The 23908-nt window shown below is 65.7% G+C and carries 25 protein-coding genes; 19 read left to right on the top strand and 6 right to left on the bottom strand.

Translation table 11 applies throughout. The features are described from left to right. Positions 1–325 (top strand): hypothetical protein (locus V7D81_RS12975; RefSeq protein WP_324316955.1); only part of this gene is annotated, 325 nt, incomplete at its 5' end. Positions 326–381: 56 nt separating this feature from the next. Further along, complete coding sequence (locus V7D81_RS12970; RefSeq protein ID WP_324316954.1) at positions 382–1296, top strand: recombination-associated protein RdgC; 915 nt, start codon at positions 382–384, stop codon at positions 1294–1296. 106 nt (positions 1297–1402) lie between these two features. On the opposite strand, the gene V7D81_RS12965 is transcribed toward V7D81_RS12970, so the two are convergent. Further along, complete coding sequence (locus tag V7D81_RS12965) at positions 1403–2350, bottom strand: hypothetical protein (protein ID WP_324316953.1); 948 nt, start codon at positions 2348–2350, stop codon at positions 1403–1405. A 120-nt stretch (positions 2351–2470) separates the two neighbouring features. Here V7D81_RS12965 and V7D81_RS12960 point away from each other — a divergent pair, with 120 nt between their 5' ends. From V7D81_RS12960 to V7D81_RS12910, 11 genes are all read left to right on the top strand, one after another. Continuing rightward, positions 2471–4591: a DUF6600 domain-containing protein gene (locus tag V7D81_RS12960; RefSeq protein ID WP_324316952.1), complete on the top strand. Its 2121-nt coding sequence runs from the start codon at positions 2471–2473 to the stop codon at positions 4589–4591. Between the two features lie 191 nt (positions 4592–4782). Continuing rightward, complete coding sequence (locus V7D81_RS12955) at positions 4783–5163, top strand: LiaF transmembrane domain-containing protein (RefSeq protein WP_324316951.1); 381 nt, start codon at positions 4783–4785, stop codon at positions 5161–5163. Then, a complete protein-coding gene (locus tag V7D81_RS12950; protein ID WP_324316950.1) occupies positions 5153–5872 on the top strand; it encodes a LiaF transmembrane domain-containing protein in 720 nt (239 codons plus the stop codon). Before V7D81_RS12955 ends, V7D81_RS12950 begins: the two co-directional genes overlap by 11 nt. Positions 5873–5885: 13 nt before the next feature. After that, the gene (locus V7D81_RS12945; RefSeq protein ID WP_324316949.1) at positions 5886–6944 is read left to right on the top strand and encodes a sensor histidine kinase; all 1059 of its coding nucleotides are present in this window, start codon (positions 5886–5888) and stop codon (positions 6942–6944) included. Positions 6945–6964: 20 nt separating this feature from the next. Continuing rightward, entirely contained in the window at positions 6965–7696 is a 732-nt protein-coding gene (locus tag V7D81_RS12940; protein ID WP_324316956.1) for a LytR/AlgR family response regulator transcription factor, read from the top strand. A gap of 127 nt (positions 7697–7823) precedes the next feature. Then, on the top strand, positions 7824–8099 hold the full coding sequence (locus tag V7D81_RS12935) for a DUF4342 domain-containing protein (RefSeq protein ID WP_324316948.1): 276 nt from the start codon (positions 7824–7826) through the stop codon (positions 8097–8099). Then, positions 8099–8839, top strand: a complete 741-nt coding sequence (locus V7D81_RS12930; RefSeq protein WP_324316947.1) for a hypothetical protein — start codon at positions 8099–8101, stop codon at positions 8837–8839. Before V7D81_RS12935 ends, V7D81_RS12930 begins: the two co-directional genes overlap by 1 nt. 168 nt (positions 8840–9007) lie before the next feature. Next, positions 9008–10894 carry a DEAD/DEAH box helicase gene (locus V7D81_RS12925; RefSeq protein WP_324316946.1) on the top strand — a complete coding sequence of 629 codons (1887 nt, stop codon included), beginning with the start codon at positions 9008–9010 and terminating at the stop codon, positions 10892–10894. A 159-nt stretch (positions 10895–11053) separates the two neighbouring features. Further along, positions 11054–11599, top strand: a complete 546-nt coding sequence (locus V7D81_RS12920) for a DUF4136 domain-containing protein (RefSeq protein WP_324316945.1) — start codon at positions 11054–11056, stop codon at positions 11597–11599. 145 nt (positions 11600–11744) lie between these two features. Then, positions 11745–13133 carry a pectin acetylesterase-family hydrolase gene (locus V7D81_RS12915; protein ID WP_324316944.1) on the top strand — a complete coding sequence of 463 codons (1389 nt, stop codon included), beginning with the start codon at positions 11745–11747 and terminating at the stop codon, positions 13131–13133. Further along, positions 13130–13759 (top strand): hypothetical protein, encoded by a 630-nt coding sequence (locus V7D81_RS12910; RefSeq protein WP_324316943.1) that lies wholly within the window; start codon positions 13130–13132, stop codon positions 13757–13759. The genes V7D81_RS12915 and V7D81_RS12910 overlap by 4 nt, the downstream gene beginning before the upstream one ends. 2 nt (positions 13760–13761) lie before the next feature. Here V7D81_RS12910 and V7D81_RS12905 read toward each other — a convergent pair whose 3' ends face one another. Together V7D81_RS12905 and V7D81_RS12900 are read right to left on the bottom strand one after the other, a co-directional pair. Continuing rightward, positions 13762–14421 carry a cytochrome b/b6 domain-containing protein gene (locus V7D81_RS12905; protein WP_324316942.1) on the bottom strand — a complete coding sequence of 220 codons (660 nt, stop codon included), beginning with the start codon at positions 14419–14421 and terminating at the stop codon, positions 13762–13764. A 207-nt stretch (positions 14422–14628) separates the two neighbouring features. Then, positions 14629–15108, bottom strand: a complete 480-nt coding sequence (locus tag V7D81_RS12900; RefSeq protein ID WP_324316941.1) for a c-type cytochrome — start codon at positions 15106–15108, stop codon at positions 14629–14631. Positions 15109–15365: 257 nt separating this feature from the next. Here V7D81_RS12900 and V7D81_RS12895 point away from each other — a divergent pair, with 257 nt between their 5' ends. Continuing rightward, complete coding sequence (locus V7D81_RS12895; RefSeq protein ID WP_324316940.1) at positions 15366–15749, top strand: hypothetical protein; 384 nt, start codon at positions 15366–15368, stop codon at positions 15747–15749. 152 nt (positions 15750–15901) lie between these two features. Here the strand turns inward: V7D81_RS12895 and V7D81_RS12890 are convergent, their stop codons facing one another. After that, a complete protein-coding gene (locus V7D81_RS12890) occupies positions 15902–17140 on the bottom strand; it encodes a metal-dependent hydrolase (protein WP_324316939.1) in 1239 nt (412 codons plus the stop codon). Between the two features lie 8 nt (positions 17141–17148). Further along, positions 17149–17634 (bottom strand): DUF456 domain-containing protein, encoded by a 486-nt coding sequence (locus V7D81_RS12885; protein ID WP_324316938.1) that lies wholly within the window; start codon positions 17632–17634, stop codon positions 17149–17151. A gap of 177 nt (positions 17635–17811) precedes the next feature. Between V7D81_RS12885 and V7D81_RS12880 the strand changes: the two genes are divergently transcribed. Further along, the gene (locus V7D81_RS12880; protein ID WP_324316937.1) at positions 17812–18771 is read left to right on the top strand and encodes a YncE family protein; all 960 of its coding nucleotides are present in this window, start codon (positions 17812–17814) and stop codon (positions 18769–18771) included. On the opposite strand, the gene V7D81_RS12875 is transcribed toward V7D81_RS12880, so the two are convergent. Continuing rightward, on the bottom strand, positions 18768–19481 hold the full coding sequence (locus V7D81_RS12875; RefSeq protein ID WP_324316936.1) for a YceI family protein: 714 nt from the start codon (positions 19479–19481) through the stop codon (positions 18768–18770). The genes V7D81_RS12880 and V7D81_RS12875 overlap by 4 nt on opposite strands. A gap of 77 nt (positions 19482–19558) precedes the next feature. On the opposite strand from V7D81_RS12875, the gene V7D81_RS12870 reads away from it, so the two are divergent. From V7D81_RS12870 to V7D81_RS12855, 4 genes are all read left to right on the top strand, one after another. Continuing rightward, complete coding sequence (locus V7D81_RS12870; protein ID WP_324316935.1) at positions 19559–20122, top strand: cytochrome b; 564 nt, start codon at positions 19559–19561, stop codon at positions 20120–20122. Between the two features lie 26 nt (positions 20123–20148). Next, entirely contained in the window at positions 20149–20706 is a 558-nt protein-coding gene (locus V7D81_RS12865) for a YceI family protein (protein WP_324316934.1), read from the top strand. 34 nt (positions 20707–20740) lie between these two features. Continuing rightward, entirely contained in the window at positions 20741–22912 is a 2172-nt protein-coding gene (locus tag V7D81_RS12860; RefSeq protein ID WP_324316933.1) for an acetyl-CoA hydrolase/transferase C-terminal domain-containing protein, read from the top strand. Positions 22913–23078: 166 nt separating this feature from the next. Next, positions 23079–23903, top strand: a complete 825-nt coding sequence (locus tag V7D81_RS12855) for a GIN domain-containing protein (RefSeq protein WP_324316932.1) — start codon at positions 23079–23081, stop codon at positions 23901–23903. Positions 23904–23908 lie beyond the last annotated feature (5 nt).

Below are 23908 nucleotides of genomic sequence, written 5' to 3'. Positions count from 1 at the left end.
CAGAAATTTTCTTTCCCCGTGCTCCCCGTGTTCCCATTCTTCCCCCGTGGAAATTTCTTCTTCCTCCGACCTCTGTGCCCTCTGTGTGAAATCCGAACTCTTCAGATCCCCGCCATGCTCGGCGCACACGATTTCAGGACGCATGAATTCGGCGATTCGGTGCTGCTCGAAAGCAGGCGAATGCGCAATCGCGGGCCTGCGCCGCCGGCCCCGCGTCTTCGATCTCCACGCGCAACCTGAGAGCGAGACAGGAAAAAATTCCCGGGTGCTGCAGCGCGTGACGCGCATCGCCGGCATCGCAGACCCGGCGCGCGATTTCAAGTAGTCGACGGCGCGGCCGGGGTCCGTATACTCGGCCGCTTTTGCGCAGGCCGTCATCTCATGTGGTTCAAGAATCTCATCATCTATCGCCTGCCCGACGGCTGGACCATGCCGCTGGTCGAACTCGAAAGCCGGCTGTCGAATCGTCCGCTGCAGCCCTGCAACAGCTTCGAGATGTTCAGTCGCGGCTGGGTGCATTCGAGCGTGGCGCAGCGCTACGTGCATCACACCAACGGCCAGTACCTGATCGCGCTCGGTGTCGAACAGAAGCTGCTGCCGTCGTCGATCATCAAGCAGGTCGCCGTCGAACGCGCCGAAGAACTGGCGCAGCAGCAGGGATTTCCGGTCGGTCGCCGCCAGATGCGCGAACTGAAGGAAAAGGTGACGGAAGAACTGCGTGCGCGCGCACTGTCACGTCGTCGCATCACGCGTGCGTGGATCGATACCGTCAACGGCTGGTTCATCGTCGACGCGGCCGGCGGCGCGCGCGCCGACGAACTGGTCGAGACGCTGCGCGACACGCTCGGCAGCCTGCCGGTGCAGTTCATGGAAACGCAGCTCGTGCCGCATTCGTCGATGGGCGCCTGGCTCGCGCTCGGCGATGCCCCGCTGCGCTTCGTGCTCGATCACGACCTCGAACTGCAGACGGCCGACAAGACCAAGGCCACCGTGCGCTACGTGCGCCATCCGCTCGAAGGCAAGGAAATCCAGGAGCACGTCGCCGGCGGAAAGTACGTCACGCGCCTCGGCCTCACCTGGAACGATCGCGTCTCCTTCGTGCTGACGGACAAGCTGCAGGTGAAGCGGGTCGAGTTCCTGGAGATCGTGAAGGACAAGTCCGAGAACGAGGGCATCGCGCCGGAGGAACAGTTCGACATCGACTTCCTGCTCATGACCGGCGAACTGTCGCAGCTGCTGACCGATCTGCGCGAGGCGCTGGGCGGCGAGCCGAAGGAACAGAAGCAGGCGGCGTGAGAATTTCTTCCTGTGGGGCCGGCTTCAGCCGGCCTTTTTCCGACCGTCAGGCTAAAGCCTGACCTACAGTCAGACAGCCGGCTTCAGCCGGCCCCACAGTCGGAAGTCATGTGCCGCTCGGTGTCCAGTCCGCCGGCGGCTCCACCGGCTGCTGACCCCAGCGCAGCACGGCGAGGTACACATCCTGTTCGCGGCGCAGGTTGGCCATCAGCTTGATGAGCTCGCGCGAGAATTTTTCCCGATTCTCCTGAATCGCGATGATCTGGCCCGCGGTGTCGCGCTGGTAGCGGGAGCGGCGGATGTCGCGGGCGACCGCAGCTGCGTCCGGCGAACCAGGCGCGGCGAGACTTTCGCGAATGCCAAAACCGAAGCTTTCGGCCACATAGCTGTCGCCGCGCAGCAGGACGTCGGCAATCGCACGGCAGCGCTGTGCGGCGATGGGATTGCTGCCGCGTTCGCGGATGCAGGCGTCGCCCAGGGGGCGGAACACCGGGAGCGACACGGCGGACAGCCAGCCGATGGTGTCATTGAGACTGCTGGTGACCAGGTCCGGCGTCGTCGGGCCGAGCTGTGCGGCCGTGTCGGCGCTCAGCACCACGGCAATGCGTGAGACCAGCGCGTTCCAGTAGATGTCGAAGCGTTCGCTGCGACTCATCGCGTCCAGGACTTCGTTGGCGGCCGCCACGTCGTTGCTGCGCCGCGCACGGTCGAGTGCGCCGAGCCAGGCAGCGGCATTCTTCGGATCGACGCGTCGCAGCCGCGCTTCCGCGGATTCCGGCTGGCAACCCGCGACCCGCGCGCACAGTTGCACATACAACCAGGCGATGTCCGGACGGTCCGGCGCCTTGTCGAGCGCGGCCTTGACCAATGGCAATGCCTGAACCACATCGAAGTGCCCCTGCTGTCGCCGGACGGCGTCAGCCAGCAGCACGTCGGCCGGTTCCGCAGGCTTCCTGGTGCGGGCGGGTTCCTGCGGCGGCGTCGCGCCGCAGGCGACGAGCCCCAGCATCAGGGCGATCCCGAGCAGGCGTGAAGGAATATGTCTGATGTGCATGACGCCGTTCAGTCTAGCAGCGCGCCATTCACTTGGAGTTCACTCGTTCGGATCGATGATGCGCTCGAACCCCGCACTGTCGAAAAGCGTTGAGTCTGCAGCGATACAATCCGGTGAACCATGCGTAGCCTGCTGCTCCTGTGCCTGCTGTCACTGTCCTGCGCGTCCCTTGCCGAAGAGGTGGCGGACGCGCCGGGCCGCGTTGCGCGACTCGGCCTGATCGAGGGTGAGGTGACGCTGGCGCCGGCCGGCACGGAGGAGTGGGCCGAAGCCGTTCTGAACCGGCCGCTCACCAATGGCGATCGCCTGTTCGTCGAGAACGGCGGCCGCGCCGAACTGCAGGTGGGCTCCTCGAAGATCCATCTCGATCAGGGTACCGGCCTGTCCATCATCGAACTCGACGATGACGTGATGCGGCTGGAGCTGTCCGAAGGCAGTGCGGTCGTGCGCGTCCTGCGTCGCCGCGACAACGAACGCATCGAAGTCGAGACACCGAACGCCACCGTCGATCTGCGGCATCCGGGCGAATACCGCATCGATGCGAATCCCGCCGGCGACCGTACCGTCGTTGCCGTGCGCAGCGGCGGCAGCGAAGTGATTGCGGACGGCAAGTCCTGGCGCGTCGATGACGGTGAAGAAGGTACCTTCACCGGCACCGGCCAGCTCGGCGCGAGCATCGTGCCGCTCGGTGCGCGCACCGCGTTCGAAGACTGGGCCAATGATCGCAACCGCGTCGCCGAGAATTCCGAATCGGCGCGCTACGTCTCGAACGAAGTCATCGGCTACGAAGATCTCGACCGCCACGGCCGCTGGATCAACGAGCCGACGTACGGTTACGTGTGGACGCCGAGCTACGTCGCCGCCGGCTGGGCGCCGTATCGCTACGGCCGCTGGGTGTGGGTGTCGCCGTGGGGCTGGAGCTGGGTCGACAACTCACCGTGGGGTTTCGCGCCGTTCCACTATGGCCGCTGGGCCTACGTCAGCAGCCGCTGGTGCTGGGTTCCCGGTCCGCGCCACATCCGCCCGGTATATGCGCCGGCACTCGTGGCCTGGGCGGGCAGCCCCGGCGTGAGCGTGTCCGTCGGCATCGGCCCGGGCGTCGGCTGGTTCCCGCTCGGTCCGCGCGAAGTCTATGTGCCGGGCTATCGCTACTCGCGCCGCTATCTCAACAACGTCAACGTGTCGAACACGGTGATCGTCAACAACACGTTCATCACCCATGTCTACAACGGCCGCAATCGCCATTTCGACTATCGCTACGGGCGCGATCCGCGCGCCGTGACGATCGTCGATCGCGATCGTTTCCGCGGCGGCGGCAATCTCGACGGCCACTGGTCGCGCGTCGATCAGAACGATCTGCGTCGCTGGCATCACGATCCGCGTCCGCCGGCGCTCGCGCCGAATCGCGACAGCGTGTTCGCGGCGCGTACGCTCGGTCGCATTCCGGGCAGCGCCGATCACGTCGTGCGTCAGACATTCGATCAGCGCAATCGCGCTGCCGACACGCGGCGTCCGGCGCGGATTTCCTTCGACGCCGAACAGCGCGCCATCGAAGCAAATGGCGGTCGCCCGATTCCGCGTTCGCAGCTGCGAGCCGGCGCGACCGGCAATCTCGCCGCACCGGGTCGATTGCAGACGCGACCGGACGGCGACGGTCCGCGCGAACAGCAGTGGCGCGCAGATCGCCAGCGCGCCGGCAGTACCGCGAATCCCGCTGCAGTCGATCGTACGCAGCAGCCACGGCCCGAGCGCAGCGACCTGCGCCGCGAACGCGAGGCGGCCATCGATGCGCGTGATCAGTGGCGCAGCTCCGATCGCCCCGCGGTGACGCGACGCGAAACGCCGCAGCGCACGGAAGTGCCCGCCGTGAATTCATTGCAGCAGGGCAGTGCCCCGGCGCGTTCCGTCGAGCGCACGCGCGAACAGCCCCGGCAATGGCGCGGCAATGACGCGCAGGACCGCCTCAGGCGCAATGCCGAACCGCGTGAGCAGCCGCGCTCGTGGCAGTCATCGGGCGATGCCCAGCCGCGCCAGCGCAGCGAATCGCGTGAACCACCGCGAGCACAGCCGCAGCCGCGCGTCGAACAGCCGCGTTCCCAGCAGCGGCAGGAACAGCCGAGCTTGAATCGCGGCAATCAGGAACGTGCCAGCCGGCCGCAGGCCGGCAACGACAACAATGCCGGCCGGTCTTCGCGCCCGGAGTCGGGCGGACGCCCGAATTTCCGTCAGCAGGAACGCTGATCGCCGCCCTGTTCTGCCTGTGGGGCCGGCTTCAGCCGGCCTCCGAAGAAGAGCCGGCTGAAGCCGGCCCCACAAGTGACGGTTCCTTCACCGGTCCGGCCCCGCCGTTTGCCGGTGTTGGCTGGCCTGCACACCTCCCCGCTCGTAAGGTGGCTCCCATGGCGCAGACTGTCTGCCCGGAGTCCTATCTCTTGAGTCCTTCGAAACATCCGTCCCGACGCTCGCCGCTGGCGACGGGCCTATTGCTGATCGTGCTGGGCGGCATGCTGCTGGCCTTCAATCTGGGCTGGAGCCTGCCGCGGTTCATCTGGGATTACTGGCCCGTGGCGCTGATGGTGCCCGGCCTGATCGCGATCGTGGCGCCGTCGCGGCACCTGACCCGCAGCGGCGGCATCTGGCTGCTCGCCACCGGCATCTACTGCCAGATCGGCGTCAGCGATCTGTTCAATCTCGGCTGGTTCAGCGCCTGGCCCATTTTCGTCATCGCCTATGGCGTGGATCTGGTGATCGGCGGAAGTTGCGGGTCGGCCGAGTGCGGCAATCGTGAAGATCGGGTGTCGCATGAAGGATGAATCCTCACGTCGCGATCCGCTGTTCACGACCCGCCTGCTGGTCGGGCTGTGGATCATCGCGCTCGGGCTCGTCTTCCTCGCCGGCAACCTCGGCTGGATCGATACGCGTCACGCGTTCCGGCTGATCTGGCCGATGGTGTTCGTGCTGGTCGGGGCGAGCATGGTGATCCGGCCCACCAACAAGCGCATGAACGGCGTCGGCTGGGTTTTCATCTTCATCGGCTCGTGGATCTTCATCGACAAGCTCGGCTGGATCGATCTCAACTTCTGGCAGGTCGCCTTTCCGCTCGGGCTGCTGGCGCTCGGCGGCACGCTGGTATGGCGCGCCTTCGCCGCGCGCTCCGGCGCCGAGGCGACACCGGTGGTCGACGATCATGCCGAATACATCCGTTGCTTCGCCGTGATGTCGGGTACCGAACTGCGCCCCGTGTCGCGGCCGTTCCGCGGCGCCGATCTCAGCGCCGTGATGGCCGGCATCAAGATCGATCTCGCCGACGCGCGCATGGAAGGCGATGTCGCCACCATCGAAGTGTTCGCCTTCTGGGGCGGCATGGAAATCTACGTGCCGCCGGACTGGACCGTCACCAGCAAGGTCGCCACGCTCATGGGCGGCTTCGTCGACAAGCGCCGGCCCACCAGCACCGTGCCGACGAAGACCCTGATCATCACGGGCTTCATCGTCATGAGCGGCATCGAAGTGAAGAACTAGGCCGCGCGCCGCCATGCATCCCATTCTCATCAGCCGCGGCAGGATGCTGGGATACCTCGCGGTGTGGATCGCCTTCGGTCTGCAGCTGTCCGGCGTGATGTTCTTCGGCGGCGGTGCCGGCGCGCGCTGGTCGGTGCTGTTTGCGGTGCCGCTCGCGGTATTGCTCGGCCTGCAGTCGCTGTCGTTCTGGTACCTGGTGCAGCTCATGCCGCCCGATCGCACGCCGGCGACGCGCATGGCGTGGATGTGGACCGTGGCCGGCCTGATTTCGCTGGCGATCTGGCTGACGATGGCCTACGGCTGGGCGCAGTTCCTGCTGCCGCCCGGCGAGGAATATCCCGCCAGCGCGATGGGCGCGGTGCCCGTGATGATCTTCGCCGGCGGCGTCGCCATCGTGCTCGCCATTCTCGGCCACTATCTTTTATGGGCATTCCAGCGCTCGCGCGAAGCCGAACGCCAGGCGCTGGAATCGCAGGTGCTGGCGCGCGAGGCCGAACTGCGATCGCTGCGTGCGCAGCTCGATCCGCACTTCCTGTTCAACAGCCTGAACTCGGTGGCCGCGCTCATCGGCAACGACACGGCGGCCGCGCGCCACATGTGTTTCCTGATGGCGCAGTTCTTTCGCAAGAGCCTGACGCTCGGACGCGAGCAGGCGATTCCGCTCGCCGAGGAAATCTCGCTGGCGGAAACGTTCCTGGCCATCGAGCGCGTGCGCTTCGGCGAGCGGCTGCGCACGAACTTCAACATCGCCGACGACGTGCGCGAAATCTCCGTGCCGCCGCTGATGCTGCAGCCGCTGGTCGAGAACGCCGTGCATCACGGCGTCGCGCACATGCTCGAAGGCGGTGAAGTGACGGTGCACGCGCGGCGTCGCGACCGCTTCATCGAGCTGATCGTCGAGAATCCCTGCGATCCGGACCGGCCGCCCTCGCGCAGCACCGGCGTCGGCCTGGTGAACGTGCGCTCGCGCGTCGAGAAGCTGTGCGGCCATCGCGCCAGCGTCGACGTCGACGCGGGTGAAACCCACTTTCGCGTGTCCATCCTGCTGCCCGCCGCGGCAGCCGCAAGTTGAGGAGTCAAGCCGTGCGAGTCATGGTCGTCGACGATGAAACCCTGGCGCGATCGCTGATGATCGAGCATCTGACCAAGATGCCGAACGTCGAAGTGATCGGTCAGGCGGCCAACGGTTTCGAAGCCGTGAAGCTGTGCGAGGAACTGAACCCCGAACTCATCTTCCTGGACATCCAGATGCCGAAGCTGTCGGGCTTCGAAGTGCTGGAACTGCTGGCCGACAAGGCGCCCGCGGTGATCTTCTGCACGGCGTTCGACGAGTACGCGCTGCGCGCGTTCGAAGTCCACGCCGTCGACTATCTGCTCAAGCCCGTCGAGCCGGCCCGGCTCGTGGCGGCGGTGGAACGCGCCGGCGAACGCCTGCGGACGCGTGCGCCGCAACCGTCTGCGTCCGAGCTGTCCGTGGCCGCACGTCCGCCCGGCAAGACGCTGGAGCGCGTGCTGATCCGCCACGAGGGCCGCGTGCACGTGCTGCCGGTGGAGAAGATCGACTACATCGAGGCACAGGACGATTACCTGTCGTTCGCGTCCAGCGGCAACCATCTGCGCAAGCAGCAGACCATGAGCGACATGGAGTCGCAGCTCGATCCGACGCGTTTCGTGCGCATCCATCGCTCGTTCATCCTGAACATCGAGCGCCTCGCGCGCATTGATCTGTACGGCAAGGACAGCTGGCTCGCGATCCTCGCCGACGGCAAGAAACTGCCGATGTCGCGCACGGGCCATGCGAAGTTGAAGGAGTTGATTGGTTGAAGGTCACGAGAGTCACGAGAGTCACGAAAGTCACGAAAGTGACGAGGATTTTCATGGACTGCAGGATCTTCCGACCTTCGTGACCTTCATGACCTTCGTGACTTCCCTCACCCATTCCGGAGGAATCATGTCCGAATTCAAATCCGAAGAATTCCAGTTCAGCGGCGAGACGCTGCTCGGCAAGATCAGGGAGATCATCCACGCCGGCAACGTGCGGCGCGTGATCATCAAGAACGAGGAAGGCCGCGTGCTGATCGACATGCCGCTGACGCTCGGCGTGGTCGGCACGCTGCTCGCGCCGCAGCTCGCCGCGCTCGGCGCCATCGCGGCGCTGGTGCTCAAGGGCACCATCGTGATCGAAAAGGACGTGACGCCCGACAAGGAGCCGACGCCGGGACCGTGATGGACCTGCGCAGTCCGCTCGTCGCGCTGCTGGCGATCTGCGCCGGTACGGCGAGCGCCGGATCGTGCATGAGCGAACGCGGCATGCGCCAGCAGTTGAATGCACTGGCGCGGCCGCAGGGCGAACGGATCGTCGCCGCGCTCGACCGCATCGACGGCACGGATCGCCAGTTGCTGGCGCTGCGCTCCTATCTGCGCCTTCGCTCGCTCGATGACCGCTGGAGCTGGACGCAGGCGCAGATCGATGCGTATCGCGAGTCCGACGAATATCGCGCGCTGCTCGCCGAGATCGAGAAGATCAGCGCGCGTTTCGCGGCCGACAATCCCGGCTACACGCTCTATGCCAATACCGAGGTACGCAGCCTCGACACCCAGATCGAGCGCTGGAACGAGAATCGCAGCGTCGGCGCGATCGCGGCCGATCTGTATGCCGCCGTGTGCGACAGCGGCGCGACCAGGCCGCAGGCGTTGCGCAGCTTCCTGCTCGAATGGCAGCCCGAATTCCCGGCGCCGCTGGCGGCGCCCGGTCTGTCGCCGCACGGGCGTGCGCGCGCCATCGATTTCCAGGTCCAGCAGGGCGCGCGGCTGGTGGCCGGGACGAGTACGGCGGCGATCGAAGGCGAGTGGGTGGCCGGCGGCTGGGCGCAGAAGCTGCAGGCGGCGATTGCGGCGGCCAGTTCGAAATTCCACGGGCCGCTGGCCTCGCCGAACGAGCCGTGGCATTACGAATACCGGCCGTAAGGGCGCTGTGTTTCCCTGCTCTCCCTGTAGGTCAGGCTGTAGGTCAGGCTTTAGCCTGACTCCTGAAAGGCCGGCTAAAGCCGGCCCCACAGTAAGAGTCCGAAACCGCTAGAATCGCGCGCCTTTCATCGGCCGACCGCCGTCGCCGAACCCTTCCCGAGGTTTTTCATGTCCGCCCAATCCCCCGCTGACGGTGCGAGCCCGGTCAGTTTCAATGACCTTTCCCTGAGCGCCGCCGTCGTAGCCGCGCTCAACGACGTCGGCTACGAGTCGCCGTCGCCGATCCAGGCCGCGACCATTCCCCACATCCTGAGCGGCGTCGACGTCGTCGGTCAGGCGCAGACCGGCACCGGCAAGACGGCCGCGTTCGCGCTGCCGATCCTGTCGAAAATCGATCTCGAACTGCGCGAGCCGCAGGCGCTGGTGCTGGTGCCGACGCGCGAGCTGGCGATCCAGGTGGCCGAAGCCTTCCAGCGCTATGCCACGCACATGCCGGGCTTTCATGTGCTGCCGATCTATGGCGGCCAGAGCTACACGCCGCAGCTGCACAGCCTGCGGCGCGGCGTGCATGTCGTCGTCGGCACGCCGGGCCGCGTGATGGATCACCTGAAGCGCGAAACGCTGAAGCTGCAGTCCGTGCGCTACTTCGTGCTCGACGAAGCCGATGAAATGCTGCGCATGGGTTTCATCGACGACGTCGAATGGATTCTCGGCCAGGCGCCGCAGTCGCGTCAGATCGCCCTGTTCTCCGCGACCATGCCGGCCGAGGTGCGGCGCATCGCGCAGAACCATCTGCGCAAGCCGGCGGAAGTGACCATCCGCAGCAAGACGAGCACGGCCAGCAGCATCCGCCAGCGCTTCTGGATGGTGAGCGGCGTGCACAAGCTCGACGCGCTGACGCGCATTCTCGAAGCCGAAACCTTCGACGCGATGATCGTCTTCGCGCGCACCAAGCAGGCGACCACGGAACTGGCGGAACGCCTCGAAGCGCGCGGTTTCGCCGTCGAGGCACTGAACGGCGATATCCCGCAGAACCTGCGCGAACGCACGATCTCACGACTCAAGGCAGGCCAGATCGATATCGTGGTCGCCACCGACGTCGCGGCGCGCGGTCTGGACGTCGATCGCATCAGTCACGTCGTGAACTTCGACGTGCCGTACGACCCGGAATCCTACGTGCACCGCATCGGCCGCACCGGACGCGCCGGACGCAGCGGCGAGGCGATCCTGTTCATCGCGCCGCGCGAACGCAACATGCTGCGCGTGATCGAACGCACGACGCGCCAGCCCATCACACAGATGCAGTTGCCGACGGTCGAAGACGTGAACGAACAGCGCGTCATTCGCTTCAATCAGCGCATCACGGATGCGCTCGCTGCCGGCGAGGCCAATGCCTTTCGCGGACTGATCGAGCGCTACGAACAGGAACACAATGTGCCCGCCATCGAGATTGCGGCCGCGCTGGCCAGCATGGCGCAGGGCAAGACGCCGCTGCTGCTGGACGCGCCGCAGCGGGAGAAGCGGGACGAGCGGGAGTCGGCAGGGAAGGTCGAGCGCAAACGCGAATCCGCTGCAGTCGACCATTCGCCGCCGCCAGCCGATCGCCCCGAACGCCGCAGTCGCGACGAGCGTCCGGCGCGCCGCGAGTTCGAACCCGACGGCGAGCGCCTACAGCACGGCAAACGCGAGCGTCACGACGATTCGGACCTGCAGACCTATCGCGTCGAAGTCGGCGCGGTCCACGGTATCAAACCGTCCAACATCGTCGGCGCCATCGCCAATGAAGCTGGCCTCGAAGGCAAGTTCATCGGGCGCGTGGTGATCCGCGAGGATCACAGCTTCGTCGATCTGCCCGGCGGCATGCCCAAGGAGATTTTCCGCGCGCTGCAGAAGGTGCGGGTCGGCGGCCAGCAGTTGCAGATCAGCCTGGCGCTGAAGACGCAGTCGGATCGGTTGAAGCGCGAGCGCGAGTTCGTGCCGGGGAAGAAGCCGGTCGGGAAAAAACCGGGCGGCAAGAAAAAGCCGCACAAGGATCACAAGCGGCGCAAGCCGTAGCGGTCTACTCTTTAATCTCTCCTGTGGGGCCGGCTTTAGCCGGCCTCTGGGAGTCAGGCTAAAGCCTGACCTACAGGAAGAGGCAGCTGCGCTATTCCGCAGTCGCGGATCCTGCAACGCATCTTATTCGTTGAGTTCTCGTCATTCCCGGAGAATCCCATGCCGATGCGAGTCACTGCGAACCCCTGGACCGCCCTGCTGACGACGATGGTGCTCAGCGGTTGCGCGACGTCGTCGGCGCCGGCCGTGCGCGTCGACAGCATCGAAGGCACATTGCCGAACTGCCAGAGCTTCGCGTGGAATCCGTCGCCGGGAACCGACGCAGCATCGTTCACGGATCAGCGCGTGCAGGGCATCGTGATGCAGACGCTGGAGGCCAAGGGCTACACCCAGTCGGCGGACAAGCCCGACTGCCGCATCGCCTATCACCTGTCGACCCATGAGAACCCGCAGTCGAAGCCGCGCGTCGGCGTCGGCATGGGCGGCGGGTCCGGCGGCGTGGGCGGCGGTGTCGGCATCAGCCTGCCGATCGGCAAGAAGAAAGCGCAGAGCGGCACATTCACGCTCGACGTCATCGATGCCAACAAGAACGCGCAGGTGTGGAGCGGCTCGATCGACGCCAGTTTCGATTCGGCTGAACTGAGCGACGCCGACGCCAGGGCGGTCGTCGAGCAGGTGCTGGCGAAATACCCGGACCGCAAGTAGCGCGGCACGGCGACGTCGTCCGGAATCGTCCGGCACGTCGCGAATCTGCGAATTGACACCTCCGCCGGGCCGGCTCACCGTGGCCGCCGGTTGACGTCGCAACGGCCGTCCGTCCGGACGGCAGGAATGACACTGGAGGTTGCTCATGAATGCGCGCATCGGTGCCGCCTTCCTCGCCCTCGTTCTGTCGCTGTCCGCCGTGTCGGCGCGGGCCGAACCCGGCGACTACAACGCCTTCCAGACCCTGCTGAACCTCGCCTTCCCGCCGGGACCCGACAATCCCGTGACGGCGGCGCAGCAGCAGGGCATTTATCCGCTGAAGCCGAATCCCGCGGGCTTTGCCGACGGCTTCAATCGCGGTGCGTACTACCAGTGGCAGACCGTGAAGCTCGCGGCATCCACGCAGGCGGTGTGCGGCAACGGTTCGCAGTACAAGTTCTTCGTGAATCGCGTTCCCAACACGCGCAACACGCTCATCTACATGGAAGGCGGCGGCGCCTGCTGGGACTACGCGAGCTGCAGCGGCCAGTCGGGCATCCGCGGTGCACGCAATCCCAACGGCATTCCCGACGACTACATGAGCCTGGTGAATCCGGGCAGCAGCCTCGTGAGTCCCTTCGTCGTGCGGCTGCATCCCTGGACGTCCGTGAAGACCCGGAACTGGAACCTGGTGTACGTGCCGTACTGCACGGGCGACGTGTACGGCGGCGATCGGGTCGCGGTGTACGGCGATCCATCGGGACAGAACCAGCCGCTCATCTGGCATCACAACGGCGTGCGCAACGTGCGCGCCGTGGTCGCCTGGCTCAAGAACAATCTGCCGCGTCCGACCCAGATGCTGTCGACGGGCTGCAGCGCCGGCGGCACGGGCAGTCTCGACAACTATCCGCATCTGCGCCGCGATCTCGCGCCGACGCGCGGCTTCCTGATCGACGATTCCGGCCCGCTGTTCTTCGCGCCGGAGGGTGCGGATGCGCAGCAGTATCCGTCCGTACGGCTGCACGCGGCGATCCGCCAGGTCTGGGGACTCGATCAGGGACCGCTGCCCTATCTCGAATCGCTGCTGCCCGGTTTCACGCGCGCAAATCTGGGTACCTTCTATGCCGCGCTCGCCGCCAAGCAGCCGACCGATCGGCTCGGTCACGCGCACTTCTGGCAGGACCTCAACTATTCCTCGTACTCGTACGAACGCTTCTTCCCCGAGATCCAGCAGGCGCCGGATCTGGCGACGAAGCAGGCGCTGATCCATGCGAAGTGGGCGACGGACACGACGCGCCTGAAGCAGGCACTGGATACGTTGCCGAACTTCGGCGGCTACTTCCCGCAATATCGCGCGCTGAATGAAAGTCACTGCACGACCATCGTCGACTTCGAGAACGGCGACGTGCAGGAACGCGGCCTGGAGCTCAGCAACTTCATCGACAGCGTGCTCGAAGGCAATGGCCCGGTGCTCGATGCGTCCGAGTCGAGCGATGCGGCCGATCGCGCCAAGCCGCTGAACCTGATCTATGCGCTGGTGGACGGCCTGCTGTGAAACCGAAGCGCGCATGGATGATTGCGGCGGCCACGGGCGCCGCGTCGTTGGCCATCCTCTACTGGCAGGTGCACACGCGTCAGGCGATGACGACGCCGGCCAGCGTACCGGCCACGCAGGAGCTTCCGGTGGCGACGATCGAAGACACGGTCGCGCCGGGCATCGCCGCCGCGGCGGCGGTACCGGACGAACAGCAGGCACGCCTCGCATTCCATGCGCGGACGCGGACATTCTTCGCGCAAGCCGCGGCGCTACCTGCGGAGGAACGCGCCGCGCGTGCGAAAGAGATCGAAGCGGATGTCGAGGAGTACGAACGTCGCGGCGAACTGTCTGCGGGCGAAGCGTTGCTGCTGAAGATCGCGCTGATCCGCGAATCCGTCGCCGAGGCGACACGGCAGACCCAGCAGATCGCCGCGCTCGAAGAACGCTACCGGGTCGATACCGAACGCCGCCAGGCCGCCTACGCCGCGCAGCGCGATCCGATGTTCGAACTCTACAAACTACGTGAGAGCGCCATCGTCACGAACGTGATGGCGATGAGCGAGATTCCCGGGGGACTCAGTCGCGATGAATACCTGCGGCAGCGGCTGCAGTCCGAGCGCGAACTGCTGCTGGGCGGCGGCTGAGTTCAACCCCGGCTGATGTACCAGACGACGATGCCGGCCAGGACCAGGCCGATGAGGAGCTTCGGCCATGACAGGCTGGCGAGCGAAGTCGTCGTTCCGGCGGGGACGTCGCGCTTGCCATGGATCATGGTCGCGATGAGGTTCTGGCGGCGGAACAGCAGGTAGTACAGCACGGCGATGATGTGCAGCCCGATGAGCCCGAGCAGCACGTTGAACAGCGTCTCGTGAATGTCGGCGCAGGCACGGCCGGTGTCGAAGCTCACGAGATGCGACAGCGGGCCCGATTCGATGCCGTCGACATCCACCGCGAACAGCCCGAGCGTCACCTGCGCAATCAGCAGCAACAGCAGCAGGATCACGCTCAGCGCGCCGAGCGGATTGTGGCCCGGCCGGGCAGCGCCTGACGCATCCCGCACGTACGACCAGACTGCCCGCGGACCTTTGACGAAGTTCGCGAAGCGCGCCGTTTCGCTGCCGAAGAATCCCCAGTAGACGCGGAACACCAGCAGTCCCAGCAGCGCATAGCCGCTGTAGCGATGCCACTCGAGGTTGTTGTTCTCCGCGGTCCACCACGACAGCGCGACCAGCGCGACCATCAGCCAGTGAACGAGGCGGATCGGCGCGTCCCAGATGCGGACGCGGGTGAGCGGGGAATCAGGCATGGCGGAATTGGGTCGTCAGGATGAGGGTTTCACACGGAGACTACGGAGACCGGAAGAGAGAAGAAGAATTTTCCACGGGGGACACGGGGAACACGGGGTCTCAGAGAACAAGAGTTTTCTTTCCCCGTGCTCCCCGTGTCCCCATTCTTGCCCCGTGGAAATTCTTCTTGATCGCTGGCTCCGTGATCTCCGTGTGAAATGCCTTTGTCAATCTTCCGGCGTACGGAAGTTGTCGTGGCAGTTCTTGCAGGCCTTGCCGACCTCGCCGAACTGGGCACGTACTGCGGCGACGTCGCCGGCGGCGGCGACCGTGTTGAGCTTGCCCGCCTGTTCCTGGAACAGTTTCTGCGCGGCGTTGAAGTCCTGGGGCTTGCTCCAGATCTCGGCCTTGGCGCGGGTCTTCACGCCCTCTTTCGGACCGGAGTCCGCGGGGAACCAGTTGAACTGTTCGTTGGCCGCGTTGTTCACGACGACGGCCGCATTCTTGATCGCTGCCGCATCGGGCGCGTTGGCCCGGGTCTGGTCGCGGATGACTTTGAAGGCGTCGCCGAGCTTGTGATATTCGTCGTGACGAACCTTGTAGATGCCGGTGGCGTGATCGTCGTGGGCGAGGATGACGCCGAGCGGCGCTGCGACCGCAGCGGTGGCAATCGTCAGCAGGATTCTGCTTCTGAGGCTATTCGACATGGGGGTGTCCGTGGCTTGGGAAGACCGGCCTAGTGTCGACGCAAGCCGCGGATCACCGCAAGCACAAGCGGGTAACGAACCGCAAACGCAGGCGCGCCGTCCCGGAGGGCCGCTTGGCGTATCTTTTCATTCGGGCCGCAAGCAAACGCCGCTGCGACCGTCGGCGCCGGCAGGCATACTTGCCGGCGCCCGGCATCCGATATCGACAACACAGCAGCGCGATGCCCGCTGCGCGACCAACCGATGGGGAACTTCGCATGCGCAAGCTACGTGTAATGGCCTTGGCCGCCGCCGCAATCCTGATCGCGGCCTGCTCGTCCACGCCGTCCAAGCCCAAGGGTCCCGATCTGTCGGGCAACTGGGTGCTGACGACCGAAAGCCCGATGGGCGCACAGGATGCCGACATGACGGTCGCCCAGAGCGGCACCGCCCTGAGCGGCAAGGTGTCGAGCCAGATGGGCTCGGTCGACTACACCGGCACGCTCGAAGGCACGGCGGTGGCCTTCGGCTTCTCGATCGACGTCCAGGGCACCGACCTGCGCATCGATTACACCGGCACCGTCGAAGGCGACACCATGAAGGGCAAGGCCGTGTTCGGCTCCTACGGCGAAGGCACCTTCACGGCGAAGCGCAAGACCTGAGACCGGATTCGGAAGAGAAGAGATTTTCCACGGGGGACACGGGGACCACGGGGATCCAAGAGAGAGAAAATTTTTCTTCCCTGTGTTCCCCGTGTGTCCCCCCTTCCTGCCCCGTGGAAACTCTTCTTCTCCGGCCTCCGGGTGAAACCTTCTCATTCTCCCAGCAGATCGCCGCGAGGCGGCAGCCACGGTGGCAGCGGCGACGAACAGTGCGCCGCATCTTTCTTCAGTTCGATTTCAGCAAATCCCAGCGCCGGTTCGCGGTCGTAACGCAGGTCGCCCACAATCCAGGTGTTCTCGCGCCGCAGCGCCCACGGCACGCGGGCGAAGTGCATCAGGGCGGCGGCGTCGCAGTCGCGAACCGCGAGTGCAGGCAGTTCCGTGCGGCGCATGACCACCTCGCCATGCCAGATCACCGCGGGCGAATCGTTGCCGACCACGCGCGTCATCGGCGCGGTGACATTGCTGAGCAGTTCGTGGCCGGGACAGCGCGCGGCCGGCAGCACCTGCGGCCACAATGACCAGGTGCCGCGCCGGATCACGTAACGGTCCGCGTCGGTCATCGGCAGCATCACGTCCCAGCACACGGGGTTGGCGGGGAATGGTGTGAGCACGTAGTCGAGCACCGTCATCTGCGGCAGCGCTTCCGATACGAAACGACGCACCTGCGTTTCGGCGGCATTGCGACTCAAGGCAAACGTCGCGGTGATCGACAGCCACAGGGCAATGCCGGCGAGCAGCGCCGTGACGGGTTTCGTCCTGCGCGCGATACCGAGCATCGCCAGCGCCAGTCCGGTCGCGAGCACGGCGAAGCCGATCGGCACCAGGCCGCTGCCGAAGCAGGCGGCCAGCGCGGCAGCCAGCAGGGCACCGACCAGCACGCGCGCCAGCGTCGTGCGCAGGATGAAGATCAACGGCGCGGCGGCCGTCCACAGCAGCGGTTCCCAGATGAAGATCGTGTCGCCGTACAGCCAGCGGTTGTCGACCGGCCAGAACGGATGCACGCCGTAGTTGTTGGCGAAATCCATCGTGATGTGCAGCAGCAGTGCGAGCAGCGCCGCGGCGGCGACATGCCAGCGATCGCGTGTCATCAGCGGCCAGTGTCGCCAGCGACACCAGGCCTCGCAGACCAGGTACAGCAATGCCGCGGCGAGGAACGCGCCGATCACGGTATGCGTGTGGCCGCGATGCTCGAGCAGATATTCGAGCTTGTCGCCGCTGATCGCCGACGACAGGAAATCGAGATCGGGCACGTTGCTGCCCACGGCCATCAGCGTCACGAGCAGATTGCGTCGTTGCGGCTGCGACAGTCCCGACGGACTGGGCGACGTCGTGCGTGCCAGGGTTTCGCCGACCAGGACGCCGGCGAGCGTATGAGTGAGATTGTCCAAGCGGCGATTCAGGCGATGAAGTAGGCGAGCACGAAGATGCCGAGCATGGTGAAGGCGATGGCGATCTTGGCGAGCGTGCCGAAGATCAGGCCGATCCAGGTCGCCACGCCGACGCGGCCGGCCTGGTCGAGTCGTCCGTGGACCGTGAGTTCGGCGATCAACGCACCGACGAACGGTCCGAAGATCAGGCCGGGAATGCCGAAGAACAGGCCGACCACGGTGCCGAGCAATGCACCCGTGATCGCCCGTTTGCTCGCGCCGACGTGCCGTGCACCCAGCGCCGAAGCGGCGAACTCGACGATGACGGACAGCAGCGTGAGAAAACCGAGGATGCACAGCGTGACCCAGCCGATGCGCTGGAAGTCATCGATGGCCGCTGCGACCACCATGCCGGCGAACATCAGGGGAATGCCCGGCAATGCCGGCAGCACGATGCCGAGCGCACCGACCAGCATCAGCAGCAGGGCGAGCGTCCAGAGCGCGGCGTTGGTCATGCCGCGACGTTAGCAAAAAAGAAGCGCTCTTGGTTTTCCCCTCCTCCGCGTAGCGGGGGAGGGTTGGGGTGGGGGTTTCTTCAGAGTGCGCACGATGCCGTGAGCGCGCCCACGGCCATCGCTTGGCTTCGTCCCCGGACTGTTGCATCGTTGGGCCGATCCAGTGAGGAGTTCATCATGCGCATTGCAGTCATCATTCTCGCGTCGCTGCTGTCGCTGTCCGCGACTGCCGCGGAATTGCTGGTCCTGAACAAGGGCGATGCGACGCTGTCGTTCGTCGATCCGGCGAGCGGCGTCACGGCGAAGACGATCGCCACGGGCGACGGCCCGCACGAAGTCGAGCTGTCGGACGATGGCAGGCTCGCGTTCGTCAGCAACTACGGAGCAAACGTCGCTGGCAACACGCTGTCGGTGATCGACGTGCCCGGCCGCGTCGAGATCAGGCGAGTGGATCTCGGCGAACTGCGCCGCCCGCACGGCCTGTCGTTCTCCGCGGGTCACGTGTACTTCACATCGGAGGCGAGCAGGCGCATTGCGCGGTTCGATCCAGCAGCGAAACGCGTCGACTGGCAGTTCGACACGGCTCAGGAAGGTACGCACATGGTGCTGGCTGCGCGCGATGGCACGAAGCTGTTTGCGAGCAACATGGGGTCCGACAGCATTGGCATCGTTGCGCGCGATGCGAAGGACGAGTGGCAGCAGACACTGGTATCGGTCGGCGCCGGCCCCGAAGGGCTCGACGAGTCGCCCGACGGCAGGCAGCTCTGGACGGCGCATTCGCGCGATGGCCATGTGTCCGTGATCGACGTGGCGAGCGCGAAGGTCGTTCACACGTTCGATGCCGGAACGAAGCGTTCGAACCGGCTCAAGTTCACGCGCGACGGTGCGCTGGTGCTGATCTCCGATCTCGGCGCGGGCGAACTGGTCGTCATCGATGTCGCCAGCCGCACGCAGCGCGCACGACTGCCGCTGGGCCTGGCGCCGACCGGCATTCTCATTGCACCGGATGGCAAGGAGGCATACGTCGCCGTGTCGGGCGCCAATCGCATCGCGGTGGTGGATCTGGGCGCGCTGAAAGTCAGTCGCACGATCGAGACGGGAAAGAGTCCAGACGGGATGGCGTGGCGCGAGCGCTAAGGATCCCTTCTGCGCACGGCCACCACCTCGAACGTCACGTGCAGCCGATCCTGCACCGTCAATGCACCGAGCGCCGCCGAGAAGGGCTTGATGCCGAAGTCGGACTGCAGCAGATCGAGCTTGCCGCGCACCGTGACGCGGTCGGCTTCGATGCTGATGGCAGGTTGCAGCGACACCTCGCGACTGACATCGCGGATCGTGACTTGCGCCGTGACCTGCGCGTTCGCCGCCGAGCCCGCGATGTTCACGGACTTCAAGCTGATGGTCGGATAGCGCCCGGCATCCAGCACTTCGGCGCGCAGCATGTTCCGGCGCGTGCCGTCGCGATCGGCCTCCGGGACATCGGGCGGAAAATCGCTGCCTGCGGCGCGACGTGCCTCGGGATCGTCGACGATCATCCGTGCGACGGGGAAGGACACGTCGAAACCGGACTTCGTCGTCATGGCATGTACCCAGAGGCGACCCTGCAGTCCGCGCACGCTCATCACGTGATTGTGGCCGAGCCGCGCCAGCGCGCCGCCGCGATAGACCAGGACGTGCAGCGTGGATGTCTCGGGATCGACGTCGTAGACGGTGGCGTCGCGTACTTCGGCGGGCGCCGTCGGCGCCGCGGGCGCGCGTTCCGGCGGACGCACGGGCTTCGGGCACGCGGTGAGCAGCCCGGCGCTCGCCAGGAGCAGCAGTGCGCGGGTAATCATTCTCGTCGACATGGGGATCGCTCCGTCTGGCTGTTGCGGCACAATGCCGTACACTTCCGCCCGCCTTTCCTCGGCACAGGTCGCGCATCATGCAACTCAGGAACAGCACCGAACGTTATGGCGCCGTGGCGCAGCTGCTGCACTGGTCGATCGTCGTGCTCATCATCACGCAGTTCGTGCTCGCGAACCAAGCGGGCGCGCTGTCGCTCGGCCCGGCCAAGATCGCGGTACTGGCCCAGCACAAGTCGGTCGGCATGACGATCTTCGCGCTGGCCGTGGTGCGCCTGCTGTGGCGCTGGGTCAATCCCGTGCCGCCGCTGCCGGCGCAGACGCCGCGCTGGCAGAACGTCGCGGCGCATCTGTCGCACTGGGCGCTGTACGCGCTCATCCTGATCACGCCGCTGCTCGGCTGGACGATGTCGTCGGCGCGCAATTTTCCGGTGAGCTGGTTCGGGCTGTTCACGCTGCCGGACCTGATCCAGCCGGATCGCGCGAAGTACGACCTGCTGCACGAGGCGCATGAAATCTGCGCGCTCACGATGGCGGCGATCGCCGTCCTGCACGCCGCCGCGGCGCTCAAGCATCATTTCTTCGATCGCGACAATGTCCTGCGTCGCATGCTGCCGGTCCGCCTCAAGGCGGATCGGTCCTGAATTTTCTCCGCAAGAGACTGCGTACCATGATCCGACGTCTGCAATACCTCTCCCTGGCGCTCACGCTCGTGCTCGGCCTCGCCTGGGCCGCCACGCAATGGACGATGCAACCGAAAGACAGCACGCTGACGTTCGTCGGTACGCAGGCGGGTGCGCAGTTCCAGGGGGCGTTCGACAAATTCACCGCCGACATCCGCTTCGATCCCAAGGATCTGGCTGCGAGCCGCTTCGATGTGAAGATCGATACCGGGTCGGTGAACACGAAGGACCGCGATCGCGATGACATCATCCGCGGCCCCGACCTTTTCGGTTCGAAGCAGTGGCCAACGGCGCACTACGTGGCGGAGAAATTCACCGACAAGGGTTCGGGAAAATACTCCGCCACCGGCCAGCTGACCCTGCGCGATGCCACGAAGCCAGTACCCATCGATTTCACGTTCGAGATCAAGGACGGCAATGCGTGGCTCAAGGGACAGGCAACACTCAAGCGCCTGGATTTCGGCGTGGGGCAGGGAGAATGGAAGGACACCCGGACCGTGGCGAACGAAGTGCAGATCCGCTTTGCGCTGCTGCTGAAGCAGTGACGTCGCGCGCATCGCCGCGGTCGATGCAGGTCTCATGAATCCCGTACGCTTCACGCAGCCGGACGACTGTGTCGAAGCGACGCTGAGCCGCGTCGGCAGGCACATCGTCATGGGCCTGCCGGTGGCGATCGGCAAGCCCAATCCGCTGGTCAATGCTTTCGTGCGGCGCGCCGTCGGCGATCCCGGCATTCGTCTCACGATCGTCACGGCGCTGTCGCTGCGCGTACCGCGCTGGCACGGCGATCTGGAGCGCCGGCTGCTGCAGCCGTTGACGCAGCGCATCTTCGGCAACACTCCCGAACTGGAATACGTGCGGCTGATCGAGCAGGGCCGGCTGCCGCCGAACATCGAGGTCATCGAGTTCTATCTCGAACCCGGCGCCTGGCTCGGCAACGAACATCTGCAGCGCCACTACCTGAGTTCCAACTACACGCACGTGGCGCGCGATGCCCTGCGTCGCGGCATGAATGTCGTGGCGCAGATCGTGGCGGCGCCACCGGCGGATGAGATGCCCGCGGGCGTGCTGAGTCTCGGTTCGAATCCCGACCTGACGGCGGACCTGCTGCCGCAGATCGCATCGATGCGTGCCAGCGGCCAGCCGTTCGCGCTCATCGGACAGGTGCATCGCGAGCTGCCGTTCATGTACGGCGATGCGCTGGTCGCTTCCGACACGTTCGATTTTCTGGTGGAAGACCCGGCTGCGGACTATCCGCTGTTTGCGCCGCCCAACCTGCCGATCGGGCTCACCGAGCATGTGATCGCGCTGCATGTGAGCACGCTGCTGCGCGACGGCGGCACGCTGCAGCTCGGCATCGGCGAACTGGGCGATGCCATCGTCTACGCGACGCAGCTGCGTCATCGCCAGCCGGCGGTGTATCGCGAAGTGCTGGAGAGCACCGGCATTCTCGAGAAGCATCGGCGCCTGATCGAAACCGAAGGCGGCACGGCGCCGTTCGAGCGCGGCCTGTACGGCTGTTCGGAAATGCTGGTCGACGGCTTTCTCGATCTGTATCGCAGCGGCATCCTCAGGCGTCGCGTGTATCCGAGCGCGCGCATCCAGCGGCTGCTCGACGAAGGACACATCGACGAGACGGTCAGCCGGCGCACGCTGGATGCCCTGAGCGCTGCCGGCATGAACCGCATGTCCTACGTGGATTTCAACGAACTGCGCGAGGTCGGCGTGTTTCGCGACGACGTGCAGTACGAGCGCGGCATGCTGATCGCGCCCGACGGCGCGCTGTTGCCCGCCGGCTTCGACGATCCGGCGCATCGCGAAAGCATCGCGCGGCAATGCCTCGGCGAGCGCCTGCGCAATGGCGTGCTGGTGGATGCGGGATTCTTCTTCGGGCCGAAAGCGTTCTACGCCGGTCTGCGCGAACTGCCCGCGGAACAGCGACGGCTGTTCGCGATGCGCGGCATCAGCTTCGTCAACGAACTCTACGGCCACGAATGGGAACTCAAGACGGCGCAGCGCCGGCATGCGCGCTTCGTCAACACGACCATGATGGTGACGGGACTCGGCGCCGCCGTATCCGATGCACTGGAGGATGGACGCGTCGTCAGCGGCGTGGGCGGCCAGTACAACTTCGTCGCCATGGCGCATGCGCTGGCCGAGGCGCGCTCGATCCTGTGCCTGCGGTCGACGCGCGTGTCGAAAGGCAAGGTCACGTCCAACATCGTCTGGAACTACGGCCATACGACCATCCCGCGGCATCTGCGCGACATCGTCGTCACCGAGTACGGCATTGCCGACCTGCGCGGCCGCACGGATGAAGAGATCGTGCAGGCGCTCGTCGCCGTCATGGATGCGCGCTTCCAGGACGACTTCGTCGCCGCAGCACACCGCGCGAAAAAGCTGCCGGCCGACTATCGCATCCCTGCGCAGGCTCGCGACAACCGTCCTGACATTCTCGCGGCGCGTTTTGCGCGTTGGCGCGACGCGGGCCTGTTCGCGTCGCTGCCGTATGGTTCGGATTTCACCGGCGAGGAACGGGTGCTGATGAAGGCACTGAAGGGCCTGGCAGCGCAGGCAGCGACCTGGGCGGGTCGACTGCGCATTGCGACGGCGATGCTGGCCTCGCCCGACGTACCCGAATTCCGGCCGCTGCTCGAACGCATGGCCCTGGCCGCACCGTCATCCTTTCGCGAACGCATCGGCCGGCGCCTGGTCGCGGCGGCCCTGCGGCTCGATGGTTCTCTGCTGTAGGTCAGGCTTCAGCCTGACTTCCGAAAAAGAGGCCGGCTAAAGCCGGCCCCACAGGAAGAAAAACGGCAGCAATCAGTTCGAGTCGGCTTCCCGCTTTTCCGGGCAACCTTTTCCCGCGCCGCCGCGTCCAACGGCCATCCACGTTCTCTCGCAGAAGGACGCCCCGATGAACAGGCTCATTCCCGCCGTCGCCCTCGCGCTCGGTTCCATCGCCCTCGCACACGCCGATGACTGCCGGCACAGCGCCGAACGGTCGGCCGTTGCGGACGCGGCCGGCATTACCAAGGTCGTCATCGGCGCCGGCGCAGGCGATCTCAAGGTCCGCGGTGCGCCCGCGGCAAGCCGCATCCAGGCCAGCGGTCACGCCTGCGCATCGAACGACGACCTGCTGGCGAAGATCCAGATCGACAGCCGCCGCGAAGGCGACACGCTGTACCTCAAGACGCTGATGCCCGACCTGGAGGACGGCAGCTTCCTGTTCAACGCCTACGCGAGGCTCGACCTGTCAGTGCAGGTGCCCGACACCGTCGCGATCGAACTGGAGGATTCCAGCGGCGACCTCGAACTCAGCCGCGTGAAATCCGCCGTCGTCGCCGACAGCTCCGGTGATATCGAGATCAGGGACATCGCCGGCGATCTGGACGTGAGCGACAGTTCCGGCGACATCGAGATCGACCGCGTCGCTGGCAATCTGCGCGTGAAGGACAGCTCGGGCGACATGGAGATCGAAGAAATCCAGGGTCAGGTCGAGATTCCCATCGACAGCTCGGGTGATATCAGCATTACCCAGGCTGGCAGCGTACACATCCATCAGGACTCGTCGGGCGGCATCGTGATCCGCCGCGTCAATCGCGACGTGCGCATCGACACCGACAGTTCCGGCGACATCGACGTCGCCGAAGTCGGCGGCAACTTCAGCGTCGGCGCCGACGGCAGCGGCAGCATCCGTCAGGCGAAGGTGCTCGGCAGGGTGGAGTTGCCGGAGCGGTAGAACGA

Source organism: Povalibacter sp., assembly GCF_036735925.1.
In the GTDB taxonomy this organism is placed as follows: Bacteria; Pseudomonadota; Gammaproteobacteria; order Steroidobacterales; family Steroidobacteraceae; genus Steroidobacter.
The sequence above is the reverse complement of the archived record's forward strand: the minus strand, read 5'-3'. Positions and strand labels throughout refer to the sequence as shown.